Source organism: Actinomycetota bacterium (assembly GCA_035765775.1).
Taxonomy (GTDB): domain Bacteria; phylum Actinomycetota; class CADDZG01; order JAHWKV01; family JAOPZY01; genus DASTWV01.
The window spans coordinates 91,887-115,331 of record DASTWV010000059.1; the positions used below are offsets into that span (position 1 = coordinate 91,887).

General features: G+C 69.8%; 21 protein-coding genes. 4 read left to right on the forward strand and 17 right to left on the reverse strand.

The genetic code is table 11. The annotated features are described in order from the left end of the window. Positions 1–88 precede the first annotated feature (88 nt). The 5 genes from VFW71_14175 to VFW71_14195 all read right to left on the reverse strand — a co-directional run bounded on the left by VFW71_14175 (position 89) and on the right by VFW71_14195 (position 7,672). Positions 89–1,849 (reverse strand): 1-deoxy-D-xylulose-5-phosphate synthase, encoded by a 1,761-nt coding sequence (locus VFW71_14175; protein ID HEU5003905.1) that lies wholly within the window; start codon positions 1,847–1,849, stop codon positions 89–91. A 62-nt stretch (positions 1,850–1,911) separates the two neighbouring features. Then, positions 1,912–2,985, reverse strand: a complete 1,074-nt coding sequence (locus tag VFW71_14180) for a polyprenyl synthetase family protein (protein HEU5003906.1) — start codon at positions 2,983–2,985, stop codon at positions 1,912–1,914. A 3-nt stretch (positions 2,986–2,988) separates the two neighbouring features. Further along, entirely contained in the window at positions 2,989–4,425 is a 1,437-nt protein-coding gene (locus VFW71_14185) for a family 2B encapsulin nanocompartment shell protein (GenBank protein ID HEU5003907.1), read from the reverse strand. Between the two features lie 31 nt (positions 4,426–4,456). Further along, positions 4,457–6,724, reverse strand: a complete 2,268-nt coding sequence (locus VFW71_14190) for a germacradienol/geosmin synthase (protein HEU5003908.1) — start codon at positions 6,722–6,724, stop codon at positions 4,457–4,459. 6 nt (positions 6,725–6,730) lie between these two features. Continuing rightward, the gene (locus VFW71_14195) at positions 6,731–7,672 is read right to left on the reverse strand and encodes a 4-hydroxy-3-methylbut-2-enyl diphosphate reductase (protein ID HEU5003909.1); all 942 of its coding nucleotides are present in this window, start codon (positions 7,670–7,672) and stop codon (positions 6,731–6,733) included. A gap of 227 nt (positions 7,673–7,899) precedes the next feature. On the opposite strand from VFW71_14195, the gene VFW71_14200 reads away from it, so the two are divergent. Next, positions 7,900–8,628: a ScbR family autoregulator-binding transcription factor gene (locus VFW71_14200; protein ID HEU5003910.1), complete on the forward strand. Its 729-nt coding sequence runs from the start codon at positions 7,900–7,902 to the stop codon at positions 8,626–8,628. On the opposite strand, the gene VFW71_14205 is transcribed toward VFW71_14200, so the two are convergent. After that, positions 8,597–9,613 carry a ScbA/BarX family gamma-butyrolactone biosynthesis protein gene (locus VFW71_14205; GenBank protein ID HEU5003911.1) on the reverse strand — a complete coding sequence of 339 codons (1,017 nt, stop codon included), beginning with the start codon at positions 9,611–9,613 and terminating at the stop codon, positions 8,597–8,599. The two genes, VFW71_14200 and VFW71_14205, sit on opposite strands and share 32 nt — an antisense overlap. Positions 9,614–9,692: 79 nt before the next feature. Between VFW71_14205 and VFW71_14210 the strand changes: the two genes are divergently transcribed. Further along, the gene (locus tag VFW71_14210) at positions 9,693–10,349 is read left to right on the forward strand and encodes a ScbR family autoregulator-binding transcription factor (protein HEU5003912.1); all 657 of its coding nucleotides are present in this window, start codon (positions 9,693–9,695) and stop codon (positions 10,347–10,349) included. A gap of 79 nt (positions 10,350–10,428) precedes the next feature. Further along, positions 10,429–10,797 (forward strand): nuclear transport factor 2 family protein, encoded by a 369-nt coding sequence (locus VFW71_14215; GenBank protein ID HEU5003913.1) that lies wholly within the window; start codon positions 10,429–10,431, stop codon positions 10,795–10,797. A gap of 41 nt (positions 10,798–10,838) precedes the next feature. Here the strand turns inward: VFW71_14215 and VFW71_14220 are convergent, their stop codons facing one another. The 9 genes from VFW71_14220 to VFW71_14260 form a co-directional block, all read right to left on the reverse strand. Beyond that, positions 10,839–11,462 carry a hypothetical protein gene (locus VFW71_14220; protein ID HEU5003914.1) on the reverse strand — a complete coding sequence of 208 codons (624 nt, stop codon included), beginning with the start codon at positions 11,460–11,462 and terminating at the stop codon, positions 10,839–10,841. Next, a complete protein-coding gene (locus tag VFW71_14225; GenBank protein ID HEU5003915.1) occupies positions 11,459–13,918 on the reverse strand; it encodes a hypothetical protein in 2,460 nt (819 codons plus the stop codon). Before VFW71_14225 ends, VFW71_14220 begins: the two co-directional genes overlap by 4 nt. 11 nt (positions 13,919–13,929) lie before the next feature. Beyond that, complete coding sequence (locus VFW71_14230; protein HEU5003916.1) at positions 13,930–15,099, reverse strand: alpha-xenorhabdolysin family binary toxin subunit A; 1,170 nt, start codon at positions 15,097–15,099, stop codon at positions 13,930–13,932. A gap of 31 nt (positions 15,100–15,130) precedes the next feature. Continuing rightward, complete coding sequence (locus VFW71_14235; GenBank protein ID HEU5003917.1) at positions 15,131–15,757, reverse strand: hypothetical protein; 627 nt, start codon at positions 15,755–15,757, stop codon at positions 15,131–15,133. Further along, on the reverse strand, positions 15,748–16,464 hold the full coding sequence (locus VFW71_14240) for a hypothetical protein (GenBank protein ID HEU5003918.1): 717 nt from the start codon (positions 16,462–16,464) through the stop codon (positions 15,748–15,750). The genes VFW71_14235 and VFW71_14240 overlap by 10 nt, the downstream gene beginning before the upstream one ends. Before the next feature lie 233 nt (positions 16,465–16,697). Next, entirely contained in the window at positions 16,698–17,993 is a 1,296-nt protein-coding gene (locus tag VFW71_14245; protein HEU5003919.1) for a metallophosphoesterase, read from the reverse strand. Positions 17,994–18,025: 32 nt separating this feature from the next. Then, complete coding sequence (locus tag VFW71_14250; protein HEU5003920.1) at positions 18,026–20,191, reverse strand: intein-containing Rv2578c family radical SAM protein; 2,166 nt, start codon at positions 20,189–20,191, stop codon at positions 18,026–18,028. 52 nt (positions 20,192–20,243) lie between these two features. Further along, positions 20,244–21,050 carry an SDR family oxidoreductase gene (locus tag VFW71_14255; protein HEU5003921.1) on the reverse strand — a complete coding sequence of 269 codons (807 nt, stop codon included), beginning with the start codon at positions 21,048–21,050 and terminating at the stop codon, positions 20,244–20,246. Then, positions 21,047–21,772, reverse strand: a complete 726-nt coding sequence (locus VFW71_14260) for a Type 1 glutamine amidotransferase-like domain-containing protein (protein HEU5003922.1) — start codon at positions 21,770–21,772, stop codon at positions 21,047–21,049. The genes VFW71_14255 and VFW71_14260 overlap by 4 nt, the downstream gene beginning before the upstream one ends. On the opposite strand from VFW71_14260, the gene VFW71_14265 reads away from it, so the two are divergent. After that, positions 21,771–22,373, forward strand: a complete 603-nt coding sequence (locus VFW71_14265; protein ID HEU5003923.1) for a histidine phosphatase family protein — start codon at positions 21,771–21,773, stop codon at positions 22,371–22,373. The genes VFW71_14260 and VFW71_14265 overlap by 2 nt on opposite strands. On the opposite strand, the gene VFW71_14270 is transcribed toward VFW71_14265, so the two are convergent. After that, positions 22,370–22,750, reverse strand: coding sequence for a rhodanese-like domain-containing protein (locus VFW71_14270; protein ID HEU5003924.1), 381 nt, complete (start codon positions 22,748–22,750; stop codon positions 22,370–22,372). The two genes, VFW71_14265 and VFW71_14270, sit on opposite strands and share 4 nt — an antisense overlap. A gap of 23 nt (positions 22,751–22,773) precedes the next feature. Next, entirely contained in the window at positions 22,774–23,259 is a 486-nt protein-coding gene (locus VFW71_14275; protein HEU5003925.1) for a hypothetical protein, read from the reverse strand. Positions 23,260–23,445 lie beyond the last annotated feature (186 nt).

The following is a 23,445-nucleotide window of genomic DNA, read 5'->3' on the forward strand; positions in this document are numbered from 1 at the left end:
GCGAGAAGCCATGGTGGTGCTTTATCGGGAGTTATCACCAGCGGAAAGATGAGGTCCAGTGAGCTTCTATCGGCCCTTGGCTAAGACGTTACCGCGCAAGCCGATCCAGCACTGCGGCGGCAATCCCGCCGGCATCCAGGCCATACCCATGCAGCAGCTCCGCCCGGCTGGCGTGCGGCAGGAAGGAGGGGGGCAGGGCGAGCGTGACCACCCGTGCGCTGCTCCCGGTATCCGCCAGGGCCTGCCCCAGGCGCCCACCGAGGGCCCCGACGCAGGTCGTGTCCTCCACCGCCACCACCAGCGGGTAGGTGCCCGCCAGCCCGACCAGATCGGGCTCCACCGGGGCGATCCAGCGGGGATCGACCACGTCGCAGGCCACGCCCGCCCCTGCAAGGATCCCGGCCGCGCCCACGGACACCCCCGCCATCGGCCCGACGCCCACCAGCAGGACGCCGGCCCCGGGAGCGCGCACCAACAGGTCGCCCCTCCCTACCCGGGCCAGTGCGGCGGTCGAGGGACCCGCCCGGGCCTTCGGGTAGCGAAGGAGCGTCGGGTGGTCGCCGTCCGCCACGGCTTCCCGGAGCAGACCCCGTAGGGCCCCCGGGTCCCGGGGGGCGGCGACGCGCAGGCCGGGCACCACCGGCAGCACCGAGGCGTCCCACATGCCGTGGTGGCTGGGGCCGTCGGGGCCGGTGACGCCCGCCCGGTCGCAGACGATGGTCACCGGGAGCCGGTGCAAGGCGACGTCCATGAGGAGCTGGTCGAAGGCCCGGCCGAGGAACGGGGCGTAGATCGCCACCACCGGGTGCAGGCCGCCGAGCGCCAACCCGGCCGCCGAGGTGACCGCGTGGGCCTCGGCGATGCCCACGTCGAACACCCGGTCCGGGAACCGGGCGGCAAAGCGCCCGAGGCCGGCGGGCCCGGCCATGGCGGCGGTCACCGCCACCACGTCGGGCCGCTCCAGGCCGATCGCCGCCAGCTCGGCGCCGAAGACGTCGGTCCAGGTCAGCCCGGGATCGGTGAGAGGCCCGGACGCCGGGTCGAAGGCGCCGACGGTGTGCAGGTGGTCGGCCTCGTCCTCCTCGGCGGGCGGGTAGCCCCGGCCCTTCTGCGTGATGCAATGCACCACCACGGGACGGTCCAGCGCCGCCGCCCGGCGGAAGCCCGCCTCGAGGGTGCTGACGTCGTGGCCGTCGAAGGGCCCGACGTAGGCGAACCCGAGGGCCTCGAACAGGCTCCGGGGCGGCAGTGCCGGACCGTCGCAGGCACCCGCCATCGCCCGCAGCTTGGCGAGGTGGCGGGGCAGGGCCCCGGCGGTCGGGGCGTACGAGCGGCCGTTGTCGTTCAGGACCACCATGACCGGGCGGTGCGGGGCGGCGCCCAGATTGTTCAGCGCCTCCCAGGCCAGCCCGCCGGTCAGCGCCCCGTCGCCCACCACCACGACCACCCGCCGGTCCCGCTCCCCCCGGAGGGCGAAAGCCTTCGCCAGCCCGTCCGCGTACGAGAGCCCGGTCGAGGCGTGCGAGTTCTCGATGACGTCGTGCGCCGACTCGGCCCGCAGCGGGTAGCCCGACAGGCCGCCCGCCTGGCGCAGCGAGCCGAACGACGGCGCCCGGCCGGTGAGGATCTTGTGGACGTAGGCCTGGTGCCCGGTGTCGAACAGCAGCACGTCCCGGGGCGACTCGAAGACCCGGTGCAGTGCGATGGTCAGCTCGACCACACCCAGGTTCGACCCGAGGTGGCCCCCGGTTGCCGCCACACCGGCCACGAGGAACCGGCGGATCTCGGCCGCCAGCTTGGGCAGTGCCCCGGGCGGCAGGCCGCGCACCCAGGCGGGATCGATCGCCAGGTCGGCCGCCGGCAGCGTCCCGGACGGCGCGGCCAACACTGGGGGGACCACGAGCAGGTGCCTCAGCGGTCGCGCCGCGTCATGAGGCGGGCCAGCTCCCCCAACTCCGCCGCCGGCCGCTCGGCCAGGGCCACGGAGTCCAGGAGCACCAGCACCTCGACCAGCAGCTCGTCCACCTGCGCCACACTCCACTCGCGGCCCCCGGCCAGCTCCACCAGCTGGGCGGACCGGGCGAGCTCGTCGCCCGCCAGCGATTCCCGCCCGGCGAACAGGGCGGCGAGTTCGGCCCCCGCATCGGTACCCGAGCGCAGTGCCCAGACCACCGGCAGGGACTTCTTGCGCCTGCTCAGGTCCGAGTACACCGGCTTGCCGGTGACAGCCGGGTCGCCCCAGATCCCGAGCAGGTCATCGACGAACTGGAAGGCGAGCCCGAGCCGCTCCCCCACCCCCCGCAGGTAGCTGACGAGCTGCGGGCTCCCGCCGCCGAAGAGCGCCCCCAGCCCGCACGCCGCCCCGAAGAGGGCACCAGTCTTGCGCTCGGCCATCCCCCGGCACTCGGCCACGTCCACGTCGGTGCGGGCCTCGAAGCTCATGTCCCGGGTCTGGCCGTCGATCAGCGCCTGCACGGCGGCACCCAGCATGCCGGCGCCCTCGGGCGCCGCCGGGTGGCCGCAGGCAGCGAGCACCTCGAAGGCCAGGGAGAGCAGGGCGTCCCCAGCGAGGAGGGCGGGGGCCGGGCCGAAGACGGCCCAGACTGTGGGGCGGTGGCGCCGGGTCGCGTCGCCATCGATGAGGTCGTCGTGCACGAGCGAGAAGTTGTGCACCAGCTCCAGGGCCACCGCCGCCGGGACGGCTCCGCCCGGGTGGCCCCCCGCCGCCTCGGCGGCCAGCAGGGCGAGGGCGGGCCGGATGACCTTGCCACCACCGGCACGGCCGTCGGGACCCCCGGCGGCGGTGATACCCAGCTCGTCCCACCAGCCGAAGTGGTAACCCACGACGTGCCGGCTGCCCGCGGGCAGGCCCTGCACAACGGCACGCAGGGCAGGGTCGATCTGCGCCCGGGCGCCGGCCAGCACGTCGTGGCCTGTCCGGCGGAGCCCGACCCGGCCCCGCTCGGCCATCAGCGGCTCGGGCATCGGCTACCGGTTGATCTCGACGTTCTCGAGGATGCCGAGGGCGTCGGGGACCAGCACGGCCACCGAGTAGTAGGCGCTCACCAGGTAGGAGATGATCGCCTTCTCGCTGATGTTCATGAAGCGCACCGACAGGCTCGGCTCGAACTCGTCGGGGATGCCGGTCTGGTGCAGGCCGATGACCCCCTGGTTCTCCTCGCCGACCCGCATCGCCAGGATGGAGCTGGTGCCCTTCTCGGTGATCGGGATCTTGTTGCACGGGAAGACCGGGACGCCCCGCCAGGCAGGTATCTGGCGCCCGTTGATGTCGGCCCCGACCGGGTAGAGGCCCCGGGCGTTGCACTCCCGGCCGAAGGCGGCGATGGTCCGCGGGTGGGCCAGGAAGAAGCGGGTGTCCCTCCGTCGGGACAGCAGCTCGTCCATGTCGTCCGGGGTCGGGGGGCCGGTGCGGCTGTGGATGCGCTGCTTCAGGTCGGCGTTGTGCAGCAGGCCGAACTCCGGGTTGTTGACCATCTCGTACTCCTGGCGCTCCCGGAGTGCCTCGACGGTCAGCCGGAGCTGCTGCTGCACCTGGTTCATCGGTTCGTTGAACAGGTCGGCCACCCGGGTGTGGACCCGGAGCACCGTCTGGGCGACGCTCAATTCGAACTCCCGGGGGGACATCTCGTAGTCGGCGAAAGTGCCGGGCAGATCGGGCTCGCCCTCGTGACCTGAGGCAACCTCAATGTCAGCTTCACCGTGACGGTTCTGCGGGAGGAGCGGGCTGGAGAGGTACTGCGCCACCTGCGCCTGCAGCAGGGCGTGCTGGCTGGCGAGCTGGGCGAACGCGGAGCTGGGGATCTCCAGGGTGATCACCGGCGTGACCGCCTTGGCGGTGAACTCCCACAGCGTGCCCGACTGCGCGAGCGTGTGACCGCCGAAGTGGTCGCCGTCGGCCAGGGTGGACAGCACGGTCTCGTCGCCGTACTTGCCTTCGCCCACCTTGTTGACCTTGCCGTGGGCGATGAGGAAGAAGGTGTCCGCTCCCCCGCCGAGCCCCACGATGATGTCCCCCGCCTGGTAGCTGTGCTGGGTGAACCGCCCGGCGAGGGTCTCGAGCAACGACATGTCGTCGAACCCCCGTAACAAGGGCAGTTCGGTCAGGGTGGCGGGGATGACCTGGACGCTGTCGGCCGTGCTGGCGAAGGACACCCGGCCATCGCCCACCGTGTAGTTGAGCCGGCGGTTGACCCGGTAGACGCCGCCAGAGACCTGCACCCAGGGCAGCATGCGCAGCAGCCACCGCGAGGTGATGCCCTGCATCTGGGGCTCTGATTTGGTGGTCGTCGTCAGGTTGCGTGCCGCCTTGGTCCCCAGGCTGAGCTGGGCCCGGCCGTTGCCGTTGGTGGACTGCCCGTTCAGGACGCCGACCGCACCCTCGTCTTCCTCCGTGCCGTTTGCCATGTCCGCATCACCTCTCTCTCGTGCTGTTGGCTCAACCAGTCCTGCTCCATCGGAGTGCCGGTCCTGTGCTCGTCGCTGCTCCCACCCGGGCTGCCGAGGTGCCCGGCCCCTGCGGGATCACCCAGAGCCGCTCGAGGGGCGGCCCCCGCCTCTCCAAGCCGGCGTCGGTGTAGCGCCCCGACTCCCGGTGCCAGTGCAGGACGCCGGAGACGAGGTCCCGGAGCCCCGCCACGAACCCGGCCACCACCTCCCGCCCGGCGGCGTCCACCTCGAGCTCGTCGAGCACCGGCGGCAGCAGGACGGCGGCGGTGTGTTCCATCTGCTGGAGCTGCGACGCCATGAGGTCGGCGACCACCTGCATGGCGCACGCCAGATCGCAGCCGAGGAACGCCTGCAGGACCAGGGCTGCGTTGTGCAGCTCACCCTCGAACTCGATCTCCTTGCGGTAGGAGAAGAGGTCGTTGGTCAGCGCGGCGTAGGTTGCCGCCGCGGTGGCCAGCGCCCGCACCGGGCGGGTGGCGGCCAGCTCCTCGGGGATCTCCCGGCCCGGGGTCAGCATGCGCAGCATCATCGTGAGGTCGGCGCCGAAGGTGACCCGGCGCATCTCGAGGTAGTCCACCGGGTCCGGGATCCGGCCCTGGATGTGGTTGGCCAGCTCCCACAGCCAGCTCACGAGCATCGTCTCGACGCCCGCCCGGGTGCGGCCCCGGGTGACCGGGCACATCGGCGCCGCGGTGCGAGGCCACAGATCGGCGAGGCCGCGCTCCAACCCAGTGAGCGGTGGCGGCACGGCGCCGAGGTCGAGCGGCAGGAAGGCCAGCATCCGTGCCACCCACGCCTGGGCGCCGGCCATGTCCCGGGTGGTCCCGTACACCGCCGGGAAGTAGTCGTCGGCGTAGGTCCCCCACGTGAGCCACTGCGACGACAGGGCCAGCTCCGGGGCCGAGGCGTCCGGGTGGATCCCGGCGGCGCACAGGGGCAAGTCCGCCGCCACCAGCGATCGCTGGTCCCACAGCCCCGATCCCGGGGCGCCGGGGGCCCGCTCGATCAGCCCGACGCCCTCGGCCCAGGCGCCGGTGGCTTCGCGGGCGCTATCGAGGTGCGGGCTGAGGTGCACCGGGTAGGGCATCTCGATGTCGGGGAGCGTGAGCCGCCCGACCGCCCGGTAGGGCACGTGGGCAAACTGGCGCACCCCCTGCAGGCCGAGGGTCACCGGGCTCCAGCACGCCGCCGACGTGCCCACGCCCACGGGCTTCCACAACTGCGCCCTCGGGGTGGAGCGGTTCATGTAGCGGCTGGACCGCAGATGCCACTCGTGGCCCCCGGACTGCCAGTCCTGCAGGCCCTTGACGTAGGCCAGCACCCGGAGCCGGCTGGGCAGGTCAACGCCGTGGTTGGCGAACAGGGGGCCAAGCTCGGTGAGGGTGGTGTTCTCGAACTGGTGGAGCCGGGAGGTGAGCAGGTCGTTCACCATGCCCGCGGCCGCCTGCGGGTCTACGGAGAAGAACCGCTCGGCCACCAGGACGGCATTGCTGACCTCGCCTTCGGCCTCGGTCTCGCGCTGGTAGGAGAAGATGTCGTTGCGCATGTGCACCGCGTCCGCGAACGAATCGGTCAGGACCCGGAGCGGCCGGGTACCGGCGAGGGCGGGCGGGATCTCGGCCCGGGCGGCGTGCTCCACCAGGCAGGCGGACCACGGGGCGCCCCCCACCTTGCGGCGCTGCTCGATGTACTCGATGGGGTTCGCCACCCGTGCCCCGGCGATGTTCAGCAACTCCCAGAGCGACTCCTGCAGCAGGTCCCGGGTGGTCCGGGCGAAGCGCATGCGCCAGGCGGCCGACATCGCCGGCGTGGTGCGCACCCAGAGTTCGGCCAGCCCCCGCTCGGCGGCATTACCGGGCTCCGGGATCGCCGCCCCGTCCACCGGCATGTAGGCGTCCAGGGCGTCGAGGTAGGCCTTCGCCCCGGCGAGGTCGCCGGTCTGCTTGTAGCGGTGCAGGAAATGGTCGTCGAAGTAGAAGACCCACACGTACCAGTCGGTGATGAGGTCCAGCTCGGCGGCGGGGCAGTCCGGGTGCGTGTAGGCGCACAGCAGGGGGTAGTCGTGGGCGTCGTAGTCGGCCTCGTCCCACACGACGTCGTCGCCTGTGGCGCCTTTCCCGCCCGCCGGGGGCAGGATCCCCGTCGCCCGGGCCCACGCCTTCGAGTGCTGCTGGGCGCGGTCCCGGTGGGGATTGAGCCGTGCCGGCCACGGCACGTAGAAGTCCGGGAGCTCGTAGGGTTGGGAGCGCTTCGCCACCGCCGCTCAGCCCCGCTCCGGCAGGGGGAAGCGGACGTCCTCGGTGGCCACACGGACCTCCTGCACCTCGGGGAAGCCCCGGTCCCCGAGCCAGGCCAGCAGTTCGTCCACCAGGATCTCGGGCGTCGATGCCCCGGAGGAGACCCCGACGGTGCGGGCGCCGCCCAGCCAGGCGTCGTCGGCGGCAGCGGCGTTCTCGACCAGCCGCGCCCGGGCCCCGGAGTGCTCCGCCACCTCGACTAGGCGGTTGGCGTTGGACGAGTTCGCCGAGCCCACGATGAGCACGACGTCGCTCCGCCCGGCGATCGCCTTGACCGCCTGCTGGCGGTTCTGGCTGGCGTAGCAGATGTCGTCGCGGTGCGGCCCGGCCAGGTCCGGGAAACGCCGGCGGAGCGCGGCCACCACCTCGGCGGTGTCGTCGACCGCCAGCGTGGTCTGCGTCAGGTAGGCCACCGGCTCGGTCTCCCGGACCCCTGCGGCGTCGAGGTCCTCGGGGCGTTCGATCACCAGGGTCTGCGCCGGCGCCTCCCCGGATGTGCCCTGGACCTCCTCGTGGCTGGCGTGGCCGATGAGGAAGATGCGCCGCCCGGCAATGGCGAAGCGCCGGGCCTCGACGTGCACCTTCGCCACCAGGGGGCAGGTGGCGTCGATGACATCGAGCCGCCGGGCGGCGGCGTTGGCCCGGACGGCGGGCGACACCCCGTGGGCGGACAGGACGCACACCGCCCCCTCGGGGACCTCGTCCTCGCTGTCGACGAAGATCGCCCCCCGGCGCTCGAGGCCGCGTACGACGTGGAGGTTGTGGACGATCTGCTTGCGGACGTAGACCGGCGGGCCGTGGCGCTCCAGCGCCCGCTCGACGATCTCGACCGCCCGGTCGACCCCGGCGCACCAGCCCCGGGGGGACGCCAGGAGCACGATGCCGGTAGCCGGCTGGAGCTGTTGCACGGCCGCTCTCGATTCGCTGGGGGCGAACGATGTGCCCGGGTGCACCTCGGACGGGCAGAATACCTTCTACCCGGTATGAGATCAAGGCCCGATCTTGCCCGGGCAGGTCATGGCCACCGGCGGGGAGGGCACCGCGGGGGCCCGGCGGAGGCGACATCGTAGGTAGAAAATTGTTTCATGCCTAAACATCGCATCTCTGTCACAGTGACCCATAAGTAGACTCAGCAATGTTTGGCAAGCTTGCGGCGCAGGGAATAGCATCAGGCAACGTCTCGCCGGGGGTTGTACAACTGCAAAGAGCTAGCCGATCGCTGGATGCGCCAGCGACTTCAGCGAGTAATACCTACGCGCCGCAAGGCATTGGGCCGACACCCCGGAGTGAGCGGGGGGCTGCCACGCGTGAGCGCATCCTGCAGGCCGCGGCCCGAGCGTTCGACCGGTCCGGCTACATGGGCGTCAACCTCAACAACGTCGTCGGGGAACTTGGACTGACGAAGGGCGCCCTCTACTACTTCTTCCCCACGAAGGAATCCCTCGCCTCCGAAATCGTCCGCCGCCACACAGAGGCCTTCGAGCCTGTGGCGCGAGCGGCCCTGGCTGAACACGATGATCTGCTGGATGCACTGATAGACCTCGGGCGAGGCATGGCCGATAAATTTGCGAACGACGACGTCACCCGGGCAGGCACCCGGCTCCTCACCGAACGGATGCTCATAAAAGCCGAGCTGCCCGAGCCATTCATCGAATGGATCGCTCGCATCACGGCGCTCCTGCAGGCCGGGCAGGAGCGGGGACAGGTGCGGGCGGACGTTGATGCGGCAGCGACAGCCCAGATGTTGGTTTCCTACTTCTATGGTGCCCAGACGCTCTCGGCACAGTTCACCAATCACCAAGACCTGCGGAGTCGCGTGGAGAACTTCTGGGTCATGGCCGAGCCATGGTTACGCCCCCGCTGAGGCTGCTCAACCGCACCACTCCGGTCGTTGCTGGTTCCGGATCCTTCCCATTGAACAAGGCGACCTGGATGCTGGCGCGCTCCGATGCCGTAGCGGTGCACCGGATCTCTGCTCCCAAGTCGACGATGTGCCGGAAGCACGCGGCGCACCCCAGGAACCGTCCCGGGTCGGCGCGACCGGCCTCGGCGGTCAAGGCCAACGCGGCCTGCCGGAAGGCCTCCAACTGCACCATGCCGGGGAGGTGATCGAGCGGGTGGTCGAATTGCCCGCCGTGCATCGGATCGGCCTCGACCGTCCAGACCCCGGCCGGGGACCCCGCAGTCGCGCCACCGGCGTCCCGGAGAAGGACGTCGGCCTGCCCCGTCCGGCCCACCAATGCCGCCGGGAGCCGGCCTGCGCCCGCGTGCGGAGCGGGGCAGGCAGGGGAGGACATTGGGTGCCGGCCCCGGAGGTGCCGGTACAGGGCGGGCGGCAGGCACAGCAACCGAGCCTGCCCTTCGGCGAACACCGCCCGGCCTCGCGCGGACACCTCCATGTGCAAGTTGGCCCGGCGGAAGGATCCGTGCTTGTGCTCCACGTCGCTGGCGGTGAGACGGACAACCAGATCCCGGCCAGCCGCGGCTGCGTTCAAGCGTTCTCGGTCACGCACGATGAAACTGAAGTCGACCATGATGAACTGCGTCCCGAAGTCCACGGCATAGCCGGCATGGGCCACGGCGATCCCCGACTGCCGGAGGATTTCTGCCACAGCCATTGGGTCATGCAGGCCCCACTCGTCGAGGTGAAAGAACCTGTGCCGAGATGGCCACCGCGCGCCCAGGCTGAAAACGTCCTGCCCGATCTGGGACACGCTCGTCAGGAAGACCTCGGTGTCGGCCGACCGGTGGACCAACTCGAGGGGGAGGGGGGTCGCCCAGTCCAGCTCTTCGGTGAGGTATTTTTGAGGTGTGCTTGCAGTCCCCGTGTCCTGTCTCGTGTCTATCATTCGTACCCTCCGTCCGATCCAGTGAGGAGAACGATGATCCACGTTGATAGTACTTACTCGAAGGTATGGAGCAAGGCGCGTGATTTCGCCCAATAATTCCGCAGCTGGGGGGGACGCACCCGCACAGAAGGCGGCGCGCGAACCTCGTCCTCGCTCCAAGCGCGCAGAAATTACAAAGGAACGGATCGTTCAGGCTGCGGCGAAGGCCTTCGCTGAGCGGGGATACCTCGGGGTGAACCTGAACGAGGTTGTGACCCAGTTGGGGCTCACCAAAGGAGCCCTGTACTACTTCTTTCCAACGAAGCCTGCCCTGGCCGTCGAGATTGTGGGTCGGCACTTTGGCAGGTGGGAACCGCTCGCAACTGGGGTCATCGCAGCGCATGACCATGTCCTGGACGGCATCATCGAAGTGACCTACCGGGTCGCGAGGATCTACCAGACTGACAACATAGCGAGGGCCGGCACCCGGCTATCCACCGAACGGATGCTGATCGATGCCGAGCTCCCCGAACCATTCGTGGGCTGGGTAGAGCGGCTTGCCAACCTCATCGAGAAGGGTCAGGGGACCCGGCAGATCCGCTCCGACGTCAATCCGGCAGCAATAGCCCAGTTGATTGTTGCGTTCTTTTATGGTGCTCAGGCGGTTTCTGAACATTTTACGGAGCGGGCCGATCTCATTGAGCGACTCGATCAATTCTGGGCTGTGATCGGCCCCTACCTGCGGTCCATACCGTAGAGTACGCCCCGGCGTGGACCGGGAAGATGCGGTCCCACTAGATGATCGGGGGCCAGTCGTGGGTCATCCGAACGAGGATGTGATCCGGCGGGGCTTTGCAGCATTCGGGCGCGGAGACCTCGAGGAGATTCAGGCGGTACTTTCACCCGGGGCGGTGTGGCATGTCGCCGGGCGGAGCGCCGTGTCTGGCACCGTGACGGGCGTTGAGGCAATCCTGGCGCATTTCATGAGTCTCTACCAGGCCTCCGGCTTCAGCCTCCGCCAAGAGGTGCACGACGTCGTCGGGGGGGACGCCCACACGGTGGCCCTCATCCATGAGCACGCCGAGCGGGACGGGGCAGTGCTGGACATCGACGAGGTCCTGGTGGCCCACATCGAGGGCGGCCGGGTGACCGAAGCCTGGGCGATCCCCGGCGACCAGCACGCCTTCGACGAATTCTTCGCCTGACTCCCCGCACCGACCGGGGCTGCGCCGGCGGCTCCCTCAGCTCAACGCACGAAGGCCTCCACCCGCCAGCGCTCGGCGGCCGCCCGGGCCTCGTCCCAGCGCTCCAGGGTCTCGTCGACGTCGAGCTTGACCCGGAAGCTGCGGTGCTGGCGGGCATGCTCGTCCACGAAGACCCTGAGGGCCCCCAGCACCGCCTCCAGGCGCGCCCATCCCCCGCCCAGGCGGGACACCGCCTCGACGAGATCGCCGGGCACCGCTGAGCCGGCAGCCTCCTGCAGGCAGCCGGCCAACTCGCCCACCGTCGCGGCCGCCCGGGCGCACGCCTCGTGCTGGGTGACCGCCGTGGACCGGAGCACCCCGATGACTCCCTCGGCCTGGGTGCCCAGCTCCCCATCGGAGGGCTGGGCACCCAGGCGCCGGAGGATCTGGTCGAGCCGGGGCAGGTACACCTCCATCTGGGTCGCGGCGTGCACGACCCCGCTGGCCAGGGGCACCACGCGCTCGGCGTAGATCTCCGCCCAGGTCCCGTCCGCCGGCTCGGTGCCGGCCAGCCGCAGGGCGCCGGCCCAGTCCGCCCCGGCCAGGGCAAAGTCCCCGTCCACACCGGGGGGCGGCCCCAGGTCGAACGCCCGGACGGAGCCGGCGGCGGGCGGCTGGGTGGTCACCGCCTCCGGCCAGCGGACTCGGAGGTCCGGTGCGCCGGCTGCCGCCGGGCCTGTGCGGCCAGGTCCGGGATCACCGATCCCTGGAGCTGCATGGTGATCTTGGTGACGCCGCTCAGGTTAAGGCCGGGGTTGTTCTTGGTCAGGTTGATCTGCCACTGCCCGAAGGCGGTGGGCTCGAAGTAGGCGTACTTCACCTCGTCGTCCACCCTGCCGTCGACTTCGATGTAGCCGTAGGTGCCGTTGTCGAACCGCCACGCCGGGGTGCCGTTCCGGGTGGCAGACACCCGGTACTGGAAGGCCCGGCGCAGCGGCTGCGAGGTGAACTGGTAGGCCAGCCCCTGGTAGCGGTCGAGCCCGTTGCCGTAGGTCCCCATCGCCACGTCCACCGACCCGGAGGATCCCGGGACGGCGCCCTCCAGCCACATCCGCACCACCGAGAGCCGGACCCGGTCGAACCCGTCGAAGACCGGCTCCTCCAGCGGCACGTTCCACTGGCAGGCCCCGGTTTCCCGCAGGGCGGCCAGCACCACCGGGTCGTCGATCACCACCTGCTTGTCGACCATCGCCTGCGGTGGCGGGTCAAAATGCTGGAGGGCGTTCGCCTGGTCGAGCGCGATGGCGGTCAGGGTCTTGAGGCCGGTGTCCAGGCCATCCACCGTGTCGATGATCTTCGGCTGGATGGAGGACTGCTGCAGCGCCCAGTAGTAGTACGAGGCGCGGTATCCCTGGATCGCGGCGTACAGCGAGCTCTTGGCGTCCAGGTAGCGCTGGTAGAAGGCCTGCATCAGCGCCACGATCGGCGCCTCCCCCACCTGGAGCCGGTCCACGTAGGCCTGCAGCTCGGCCTGCTGGGCCTCGGCGAGCTCCTTCTGCAGGGCGACCGTGGCGTACTGCTGCCCGGCGGTGACCGCGGCCAGCTGGGCGGCGGCCAGGGCCTGGCCGTAGATCGCCACCGTATCCACCGCGACCTTCAGCTCCTTGGCATAGCCCACGCCCTCGTCCAGGGGACCCTGCAATGCGGCATCGGCGTTGAGCTGGTAGACCTGCCACTCATACGTGCCCGAGAGGTCGATGCCCCCGGTGGCGACGTCCATATCCTTCATGGCGTCCACGAAGGACTTCGCCTCGGAGAGCTTGCCCGCGGCCTCGACCACCTTCTCGGCGAACTCGTAAACCTTGTTGAGGGCCTCGATCACCTTCTTCAGCTTCTCCATGACCTCGGCCAGCTCCTTGGCCACCCGGGCGATCTCGCTCCCGGCTTCGGCGATCGACGCAGCCGCCTTGGCCCCCTCGACGGCGGCGCCGGCACTGGCCGCGCCTCCCGCCTCGTCGCCGACCAGCATCAGGCCGATGCCCACCCCGAAGGTGATGACCGCGGACGCCAGGTCGATCACCGCCTCGAGGATCTTCTTGCGCTCCCAGTCCGGGATGCCGATCTCCTGGAAGTCGATGGCCACGAGGTTGGCCGCCAGCTGGGCATCCTTCAGCGTCTTATCCGCCCGGGTGACCGCGGCCACCGCGTTGTCGTAGTTGGCCTTCGCCTGGGCCAGGAGCTTGGTCTCGAACTCGGTCTGGTAGGTCTGGTTGGCCAGCAGGGTCTTCGCCAGCTCGATGAAATTGTCGGTGACCACCTTCTCCACGCTGAGGGTGCGGTAGTCGGACTCGTACTTGCTCGCCTCCGCCACGAAGCTGGAGGCCAGGTCGGTGTAGACCGACCTGGTCAGGTAGGGGACGAACGCCGCCCCGTTGGCGGCGGCGTTGATCTGGCTGCTGAGCAGGCTCAGCAACGACGAGCTGCGGAAGAACACGCTCCACAGGTCGGGGGACTCCGCCGACCAGTTCTTCAGCCAGAGGAACTGCGCCAGCGCCAGGGAGGGCTGGCTGTCGTAGAGCAGGGAGGCGAAGATGAACTCGGTGACGAGGGCCTGCACGAACGTGTCCTCGGGCGACATCGCCATCCCCTGCGCCCAGGTGCGCGGAAGCTCCACCACCTGGTCGCCTTCTTTGGCGATCTGGACGCCGCCGCCGGGTGGGGCGGCGTCGATTACGAAGGTCTGGTAGCCCGGGTCGCCCCCGGTGACAGCAGTCACATCGATGCTGCCGGCCACCTCGGCGGCGTATACCACCAGCGAGGCGCTCGAGCCGGTGCGGTAGTCGATGGTGATCCTCGCCGGGCCGTCGGTCTGGATCCGGCGGGCGGCGATGAACAGGACGGAGTTGGCCAGGAGCCAGCTGGTGCCCGCCGAGATGTCCACGACGTCGGCGTAGAGCACCACCAGCGGCGGGTCGAAGCCGGAGTCCTGGATCTGGCGTTGCACCACCGCCAGATCCAGGTACATGGCCCGCAGCGTGGCGCGGCTTCGCTCGATGAGGGTGCTGGAGGGATCAGGCACGTTGCCCTGGAGGGCCAGCTCCTCGTAGAACGGCCCCCAGTCGATGCTGGTTGACGGTGTCATGGGTCCCCCTCCTAGGCGGCGCGCAGCCGGGCCGAGCTCAGCTGGGTCCGCACCTTCCACAAGGCCATGCTCTCGGCCCCCGGCTGCTCGGTGACGTAGGCGTTGAGGCGGTAGGCGTTGGCGGCCTGGGCGACGTTGAACCACGCCTTCATCGCCTCGTCGACGCCGAGGCCCATGATGATCGGGGGGACCTGGCGGATGTCCACGTCGATGAGGCGCACGATGGCCTTCAGGTCGTCGGCGATCCCGCCCCAGACGCCCTGGATCTTCTGGATGACCGGCAGTGCGGCGGCGATATTGCCGGAGATCGAGGTCAGCCCGAAGGTGGCGGAATGGATGGCGGTCATCAGGTTGGCATCGGCCGTCAGCTGGTCGGTCAGGGTGTCGATCTTGCCCTGCGCCGCCTGCGCCCGCTCCCGGGCCTTCACCGCCTTGTCGCCGTAGATGCCGGCCACCACGGCCGCCGCGATCGTGCCGATGGGCCAGACCCAGGCGTACGTGGGCGTCGTGGCAGCCACGATGACGTCGTGGTCGTACTCGTCGTTGGCGGACTGGAGGACGATGCGCTGAGCGGCGATGTCCTTCGTGAGCGCCTCCACCTCGGCGCTCGCGGAGCCGTACTTGTCGTTGTAATACTTGAGCAGCCCGCCCTGGCCGTCCGGGCCGATCAGCGTGGTCTGATCCGCTGCCGTCCCGTCAGCGAACGCCTGGATGTCCTTCTGCACGTCCGCCGCCCGGGTGGCATAGCCGCCCGCGGTCTGGCTCAGGTTGTCCAGGATCGCCTTCAGGGCCTCCTTGGCGCCGTCGTCACCGGGGTTCTTGCTCAGGATGTCGGCTTCCTTGAGGATGGGTGGGTAGAAGACAGGTGCCTTGCTGGTGCCGTATTCGTACACCTCACTGGCCAGGGTGACGGACTTGGGGAAGGTGTCACCCTGCCACGTGGTGCAGTGCCCGTAGATCGACTGGTAGCAGGTGATCAGGCGCTGGAAGTCGGCGAGGCTCGAGGGGGCACCTGCTCCCAGCGAGTTGCGGAATTCGGTGTCGTTGGTAGGAAGAGCAAGACCGTTGGTGACGAAGGTCTGGACCGCGATCCACTCTGGCTTGGACAAGGCGAATCCCGGACCCCCCTCGGTCCCGGGAACGGCAATGGCCCCGGGTGCGATGCTGAGTTGCGACGTCACGGCGGACCCCTTTCTCGATGAACGCTTCCTGCTATCCCTGCAATGCGGCGATGCCCTTCAGCACGTCCGGGTCGTCGCCCAGACCATGTGGTCCGAGGATTTCCCGGAGGTTTTCGGGGGTCAGTTGGGCGAGCGTCGGGATCCGCAGGCCGACCTGCAGCACCTGGGTGACCCCGACGAAGAACAGCCTCGATTTCGGATCGGCCGACCCCACGCTGCGCAGCCGGTAGCCGCTGTGGTTGTCGTGCACCGAGAGGGCGGCGTCCACCGCGATGGCCTGGTTGTTGAATCCCTGGAGTCCCACGATGAGCAGGTCGTCGCCCACCAGAGTGATGCGCTCGTCCCCGCCCACCGCCTTGATCCAGTCGGCCGAGCGTGGGGCCTGCACCTGCACGAACCAGTCCCAGTCATCCCGCACGCTGGCGAACAGCGTCATGCCGCGGTACTGATCGGTCGGGGACAGCGACACCTGGGTCTGGTCCAGTTTGGTGAGCGTCCAGGAGAACCTCGTGGCATCGCCTGGGTCGCAGTTGAGTGCGGAGTAGAGCCAGTTGTAGGTGACCCGGAGCTTCCCCTTGTTGTTGAGCGGGAGCAGCTCGGCGGTCAGCAGCGGACCGGCCTCCGCCGCCCCGAGGGCGTCGGCCAGGATCACAGCCATGACCCGTTGAGGTAGCCCGCCTGCCCGTCGGCCAGGCGGGCAAAGTCGGCGCATGCGCGCTCCAGCGCCGCCCACTCCCGGATGGCCTCGTCGATGCCCAGCCCCAGCAGCAAGGCAGTGGTCACCGGCACCTGACCCCGGGCGATGGCACCGATGTCATCGGTGATCGCCTGCCAGCCGCCCAGCACCCGCCCGGTGGCCTGGTTCACCGCCGCGGTCGATGCGGTGATGGCGGCCCAGTCCGGTCCCAGGCGCCGGGCGTACTCGGCGATCGCGCCATCGACGGTCTGGTTCACCGTCGTGAACGTAAGCACAGCCGCGAACAGGGCCTTGCACGTCCCGTCCTGCACCGCGGTCGAGGCCGCCAGGTTCTCGATCACCCCCTGCGCCTCGGTGCGCACCGCGGGTGGCAGGGGGTCGTTGGGCCCCAGGCCCTGCAGCGATCTGCTCAGCTCGCCGAAGGCGGATTGGGCCTGGCTGCAGTACTTCGCCAGCAACCGGGACTCATCGACGATGCCCGGAAACGTGGTGCTGGCCCAGATCGCCGACGCGGCGACCAGGTCGCCGAAGTGCGGCAGGTACACCTGGATGGACGATGCGATGTCGCTCGCCAGCGCCGCCAGGCCCACCCGCTTGCTGATCGCCGTCCAGTCGTTCTCCGGGACCACGAGCACCGCAGCGACGGCCTCATCCGCCAGGACGGTCACCGGGGGTCGTGCCTGCCTGGACGTCTGCCGTCCCCGGTGCCGAAAGCATTGTTTTTCAGGCACGCCTGAATAGGCATGAACGATTCCTTCCGGGTTCAGCGCGCTACCGACGCCACTCAGGCGTCCCCGCCTAACGACGCGGCAACGGTAACATACCTTGCAGAAGGTTTCTAGGCTGCGGCGTGATTTTTCGGTGGGTCGGACGGGAAGCCGCCGGGGAAGTCGCCCCGGGCTCAGCCCTGTGGAACGGTGGTGGCGAATGCCCGGGCGTCGTCCGGTCCGCGGGCGTAGCGCCGGATGACGGCGTTGGCGCCGAAGCTGGCTTGGGTGATGAGCTCCTCGGTGCCAGCGGGCAGCAGGTTGTAGGCCCAGCCCTCGTCCGACACCTCCAGCATCCCGTACCCGAACGGCCATTCCTTGGGCGACGGCACCTCGAGCACCGGCACGCCGGCCAGTTCGGAGCGGGCGCAGCGGTGGGTGTGGCCGCAGATGATCCCCCAGGCCTTGGTGCGGATGGCGAGGTCGGCGAGCACCTCGGTGGAGGGCTGGTCCAGGCCGAACACCAGCGCCGGGAAGCCCAGGTAGGGGTGCGGGGGGTGGTGTAGGACGATGAATGTCGGCCCCTCCGCCGTCTGGGCGGCCGCCCATTCGGCCACCTCGGCGGAGATCGTGCCGCCCGGGACCGACTCGTGCGGGGCCTCGGCGAACTTGCCGGTGAGCAGGTCGAAGGGGGGGAAGGGCGACGGCTTGGGGTCGGCCGAGTTCACCAGCAGGAGCCGGACCCGCTCGGTGCGGAACTCGCCGTAGGGCTCCCGGCCGAACGCCGCCCGGTAGCGTTCCAGTCCGACGGCGTTCGGGGTGTTGCCACCCCACATGTCGTGATTGCCGAGGGTCACGCACCAAGGGGCGTCCAGCGCCTCCAGACCCTCCCGCACCCGGAGGAAGAGATCGGCCTCACCGTTCTGGGTCAGGTCGCCCACCGACACCGACGCGTCCACCGCCTGCTTGTTCAGCGCCTCGATGAGCGGGGGGAAGAAGGCGTCGCCCCGGACCGATCCCACGTGCGGGTCGCCGATGATGCCGATCCGGGTGTGCACCGTCCCGGGCGCCTCAGCCCGCGGTGCCTGCGGCCATTCGGGCGGAGGCGAGAGCGGGATGCCGTCCCGGTTGAGCGCCTCCTCGACCTCCTGGGAGTCGGGCACACCCAGCTCCACCAGTCGGGACCAGTACCCCTTGGGGAGGACCGCCTCGCTGTGCAGGTCCACGTACGCCCCCATGCGCTGGAGGAAAAAGCCGCCGAGGGCCCCGGTCTCCTCGACGGTCCCGGCGACGTCGCCCATCCAGCGGGCGTGCTCGCCGACGTAGCCCGCGGGCAGGGCGAGGCCCAGCTCCGAGCACCGGGTGGCCAGGATGCGGGCCCGGCCCGACGCGCGCACCGAGGCCGCGGTGTGGCCCCGCATGCCGAGAACGGTGGACCGAGCGGCCTCGCCCACCCACAGCGAGAGGGTGAGCTCCTCGTCGAACGTCACGGCGAAGGACGCTACCACGGGCCGGATTGTCGCTACCCCGCACCGCCCCTCGGGCGGGCCAGGATCCTGCCGGGTGCCTTCCTCGGCCCGGCTGTCCCCAGGTCCATCGCCAGTTGCTCACTTGCGGGTTCGGGGGGAGCGGGATCGGGGACTGGCGCCGGACTCCGGGGTCCCCGGCCACCGCTCGGCCCGCTGCCGCTGGCCCCGTACCGGCGCCGCAGCCCGGCGACCGCGATGCCGATCGCCTCCCCGGTGGCCTTGGGGGCGTTGGCTTTCGGGTACAGCTGGGCGTAGGTCCCGACCAGGTCCGGGTAGTGCTCCGCCAGCCACGGCAGGAACTCCTCCTTCACCCCCGGGCGCAGGTGCAGCGTGATGGGCGTGATGTGGGTGGCGCCCGCCTCGGCGGCCGCCCGGACCGTGGCCTCGAGCTGCTCCGGACGGTCCGAGATGCCCGGCAGGATCGGGGCCATCAGCACGCCGCACGGGATGCCCGCCTCGTTGAGCTTCGCCACGACCTCGAGGCGCTTGCGCGGGTGCGGGGTGCCCGGCTCGGCCCGTTTCCAGACCTCCTCGTCGACGGTCCCGACCGAGAAGTTGGCCGCCATCTGGGTCACCGCCGCCCCCTCGACCAGCAGGTCCAGGTCCCGCTGGATCAGGGTGCCCTTGGTGAGGATGGAGTAGGGGTTGCGGGCGCCGTTGAGCTCTCGCAGGATCCCCCGCATGAGCTTGTAGTGACCCTCGGCCCGCTGGTACGGGTCGGTGTTGGTCCCCATGGCGATGAGATCCCCCTGCCAGGTCGGCTTGCGGAGGGTGCGGCGCAGGAGCTCGGCGGCGTTGATCTTGACGACGATCTTCGTCTCGAAATCCCGGCCGGCGTCGAAGTCGAGGTAGGTGTGCGTGGGCCGGGCGAAACAATTGTGGCTAATCACCCCGTTGGCGATAAAGTTGCCGGTGCCTGTTGTGATGTCGTACATGGGCAGCACGAGGCCCAAGGGCTCGACCGCCAGGACGCCCAAGCGGGCTTTGCTCTTCACGGCCTGACCGTGGAAGGTGCGCTTCCGAGTAATCGCCGAGTCGGTGCGGATAAAGAACTTGAGGCACGAAGGGAGCCCTCCAAGGAGACGGACGGATCGAACACGATTGGGCCGGCCCCCGTCCTCGACAATGAAGGGGAGTCCGAGCCTCCGAAGGCCTTGACCGACGGCATTGATGGTTGCATCGTCGGCATTGGCAATGCGCAGTGATCCACTGAAGCTGCCCTCCGCGTCGAAGATGCCGGCCAAAAATCCGCAGGTCCATTCGAGGGCAGGCTCTTCAGGCCAAGCGATCGCCGATCTGATTCGCTCGATTGCGGAACGGGACTGGGCCCGGATAGCGTGAACGGGTTTTCGCCTCTCGGTCTCCATCTGGAACAGGAATTTTGTGGTTGGGACACCGAGGTTGGCCAAATATCGTTGGGTTCGCTCCAGAGCTTCGACATCACCCAAAGCAAGCCGAAAGCAATGAACATTACCGGCAGCGTGATCTGGACGCTCGTATCGGTAGCTGCCGAGGGTACCGTCGCCGCGGATCATTCCGCAGAGATAGCCCACTTGATAATCCATGCTTTCCTTGGGAGCCTGTCCGAACTGGCCGATTCCAATCAACCTATTGCTCGCCGTTAGGAATGGGCGGCGACCTGGGCCGCATTCGGCTCCCGTGACGTACTTCCACCCCCGCTCCGTTAGGAAGCGGTGTTCACCGCTAGCGATGATCTGAGTCCCGTCTTCAAGGCGGATCCGAAAGGCCGGTTTCTCGCTGGCCCAGTGGGCGAGCACGGGCGTAGGCACGTATCGTTGGTAATGGCCGTTTGTGATGGTGCCATAAACGAGATCCCCCACCGCTATATCTTTGATGGCCTTTGTGCGACCGTCTGCAAGAAGAATGGGCGTGTCACCCGCCAGGCAGTAGGCACAGGCATGGGAGCACCCCCTATACGGATTGATCGTCCAGTTGAAGCCGAACCGGTCGCCGGGGACGTGGTTGATGATGCTCTTGGCGGCGACCTCGTAGAAGGTCAGCCCCCGGAACTGGGGCGTCTCGAAGCGCCGGACGATGGCCTCGCCCGGGAACAGGGGCAGGACGGCCGTCCCAGCCTCCTCGCCGGCGTCCCCCGTGGCGCCGGCGGACTCTGCCGCCAGCAAGTTGTCCCAGCGCATGGTGACAGTCTAGAACATTCGTTCGCCCACCCGCGAGGCGCGTCTTCGGCGATCAGAAGTCGAGCGGGATCTCCCGTGCCAGGCGGGCCGCCACCCGGCGGCGGGCCGAACCCGCCACGAACGACGCCGACGCCACCGGGTGGAACCACCACTGCACCCACACCTCGTACGCCCGCCGCTCGACGCCCCGCAGCAGCGCCCGGGCCACCCGCTCGGGCTCCATGATCGCCCACGCCAGGCCGGGCAGCGCCTTCACCCGGGTCATCGGGAAGCCCTCGGTGTCCACCGGTCCCGGGTTCACCATCATCACCCGCACGCCGAGACGGGGCAGGTCGTGCCAGAGGGCCTCGGTGAGCCCGACGAGCCCGAACTTCGATGCCGTGTAGTCCGCCGAGCGCGGGATGGCGATCCGCCCCGCCACCGACGCCAGGTTCACCACCACCGGGGTGGCGGCGGACCGGGGGGCGGCCAGCAACAGGTCGAGGAACTCCCGGGTGCAGAACATCGGGCCGAGGAGGTTGGTGCGCACCACCCGCTCCATGTCCTCGGAGTCCGTCTGGCTGAGCGGCCCGGCCGAGCGGATGCCGGCGTTGTTGACCAGGACGTCGAGGTGGTCGATGTGCTCGGCCACCAGTTCGGCGACGTCGCGCACCTGCTGGAGGTCGCCGACGTCGCACACGAACGCCAGGTGAGGGTCGCCGCCCATCTCCTCGATGAGCAGCTTGAGGGCGTCTGCCCGGCGGGCCAGGACGATCACCCGGGCACCCCGGGCGGCGGCGGCCAGGGCGGTCTCCCGGCCGATGCCACTGGAGGCCCCGGTCACCAGGACCGTGGCACCCGCCCAGTCGAATCCCTTCACAGCCCGCCCCCCGCAAGCTCGGCGGGCGCCTGGGCGGCCCACCGTGGCGCCAACCCGCCCGCCTCCACACCGAAACCGTGCACCCCGCCGGCCCCGAGCACCCGCCGGGTGTCACCGTCGAGCACCAGGCCGGTGCACTCATCGATACCCAGGACCCGGACCTCCTGGCCAGCGAGCACGCGACCCACCTTGCCCAGCCGGGGCGGCCAGTGCTCGAAGTGGGGCAGCACCATGAGGCCTGCGAAAAGGCCCAGGCCCGCCTCGGTGGCGGTCGAGCCCGGCCGGAGCATCCGGGCGCAGAGCACCATCGCCCCGGCGCTGGAGCCGGCCAGCAGGGCGCCACCCCGCCAGGCGCCGACGATGGCCTCCCATGCAGCCGTGCCCCGCAGCGTCTCGGCGAGGTACCCGGGGTCGCCGCCCGACAGGTAGATGAACCGGGCGGCGGTGAACAGACCGGCGGCGGCCGGGTCCTCGGCGTCGCTCCTGGTGACCACCATCGCTGCCTGCACAGCACCGCCGAGGGCTGCGAAGTGACGCCGGGCCGTCGCCACCGCCATATCGGGGTGGTCCTTGGCCGCGGTGGGGACCACGGTCACCTGGCCGCCGCCCGACCGCTCCAGGAGCCAGGCGTCGAGCCCCCGGGCGGGCGGCGTCCACTCCGCCCCGCCCACCAGGGCGATCGGCCCGGGTTGGGCTGGGTTGCCGCTACCCTGATCGGCCATGCCCACCGTCGTCCACCTCGTGCGCCATGCCGAGGTCGAGAACCCCGCCAACATCTGGTACGGCCTGCTGGACGGCTACCCGCTGTCGGCCGCCGGTCGGGCGCGGGCGGCCAAGCTGGGCGAGTTCTTCGCCGGCCACCGCCTGGCCGCGGTGTACGCCAGCCGGCTGGAGCGGGCGCAGGAGACCGCGGCGGCCATCGCCAGCCCCCACGAAATCGACGTGCAGACCAGCCCGGAGATCATCGAGGCCTACACCCACCTGGAGGGCCGGCCCGTGCAGAGCCGGGTGATGCTGGTGGTCACCAACGTGCGCTATTTCGTCAACCCCTTCCACCCCACCTGGGGCGAGCCCTACCGCGAGGTCGCTGCACGGATGGTTCGTGGGATCACCGCGGTCCGGCTTGCCCATCCGGGTGAGGAGTCGGTGGTCGTCTCTCACATGACCCCGATCCAGGTGGGCCGGCTGGCCATCGAGGGGAGGCGGCTGCGTCCCTGGCTGGCCAAGGTCCCGTGTGCCCGGGGGTCGGTCACGACGTTGGTCTTCGAGGACGACCGCTGGGTGCGGACCGAATATCAGGAGGTCGGCGGGCCGGGGTCTTAGTCGATCGGCAGGCCCAGCCGGGCCCACCCGAAGAAGCCGCCCCGCATCGACACCACGTTGGCGTAGCCCAGCTTCTGGAGGATGTCGGCGGCGACGATCGACCGCTTGCCGGTGGCACACTGCGTGACCACGAGGTTCCCGGTGGCGGCGGTCAGCTCGGCGAGGGCCATCGGGCTACGGGCGTCGCCCAGGTCACGGACCCGGCCGAGGGGGGCCAGGATGGCGCCCGGGATATGGCCCATGTCGAACTCGTGGGGCTCACGGACGTCGACAATGAGCGCCCCGGGCTCGGAATCCACCATCGCCTTCGCCTCATCGGCCGAGACCTCCCGCACGCGGGAGCGGGCTTCATGCACCATGTCGTCCAAGCTGGGCACGGCGACCACCTCCTCCATTGAGTTTACTGAGGAGCGATACCCTGTTCTTCCAGCCGGGCCCGCAGCCAGGCGATGCTGTCGGGCTGGGGCATGGCCACCTTCCAGCCCTGCAGGACGGCATCTGCCTGGTCGAGGGTCGGGATCACCCCGAGCACCTCGACCGCCAGCTCCTCGGCCAGAGCGTCCTTCCAGTGGTCGGGCGCCTCGGGCTTCTCGGAACCGGTCTTGGCCTGGATGTGGCGGGGATGGATGAGGTGCTCGGCGGCACCGACGATGTGGTGCTCGACCCACTCCAGCTCCCGGATGTCGGTGAGGAGGGCCTCCTTCACGTAGCCCAGCCACGGGCTGTTCACCGGTTTCGCCATCAGGTACAGCTCGTGCGAGCGGTCGTTCCAGTAGAGGTCGAACGTGTTGTGGGGCCGGGTGGCGTCGGTCCAGTCCATGCCGAAGGAGTTGTCGTCTCCCTCCCGCCGGGCCTTGTCGGCCGCGTAGAACTCCTCGATGTCCATGGACTGGCGCTCCGCCTTCCGGCTCCGCTGTTTTGCGGGGAACCCTACCGGATCGTGGCCCCCGCTCGGCCAACCGGGCACGGAGCCAGGCGACGCCGTCCGGCTCCTCCATCGAGGTCGAACTCGACGTCAGGCGGCATGGCCTCCCCCGGTAGAAGCCGTCGATGGCCACTGCGGCGGGCTTCC

Excerpts from the sequence above, each read along its gene's own strand:
- VFW71_14250 (HEU5003920.1), bottom strand. The coding sequence starts at position 20,191 with ATGCGCTGGGACAACTTGCTGGCGGCAGAGTCCGCCGGCGCCACGGGG.
- VFW71_14275 (HEU5003925.1), bottom strand. The coding sequence starts at position 23,259 with ATGGACATCGAGGAGTTCTACGCGGCCGACAAGGCCCGGCGGGAGGGA.
- VFW71_14180 (HEU5003906.1), bottom strand. The coding sequence starts at position 2,985 with ATGCCCGAGCCGCTGATGGCCGAGCGGGGCCGGGTCGGGCTCCGCCGG.
- VFW71_14225 (HEU5003915.1), bottom strand. The coding sequence starts at position 13,918 with ATGACACCGTCAACCAGCATCGACTGGGGGCCGTTCTACGAGGAGCTG.
- VFW71_14205 (HEU5003911.1), bottom strand. The coding sequence starts at position 9,613 with ATGATAGACACGAGACAGGACACGGGGACTGCAAGCACACCTCAAAAA.
- VFW71_14185 (HEU5003907.1), bottom strand. The coding sequence starts at position 4,425 with ATGGCAAACGGCACGGAGGAAGACGAGGGTGCGGTCGGCGTCCTGAAC.
- VFW71_14235 (HEU5003917.1), bottom strand. The coding sequence starts at position 15,757 with ATGGCTGTGATCCTGGCCGACGCCCTCGGGGCGGCGGAGGCCGGTCCG.
- VFW71_14265 (HEU5003923.1), top strand. The coding sequence starts at position 21,771 with ATGCCCACCGTCGTCCACCTCGTGCGCCATGCCGAGGTCGAGAACCCC.
- VFW71_14200 (HEU5003910.1), top strand. The coding sequence starts at position 7,900 with ATGTTTGGCAAGCTTGCGGCGCAGGGAATAGCATCAGGCAACGTCTCG.
- VFW71_14260 (HEU5003922.1), bottom strand. The coding sequence starts at position 21,772 with ATGGCCGATCAGGGTAGCGGCAACCCAGCCCAACCCGGGCCGATCGCC.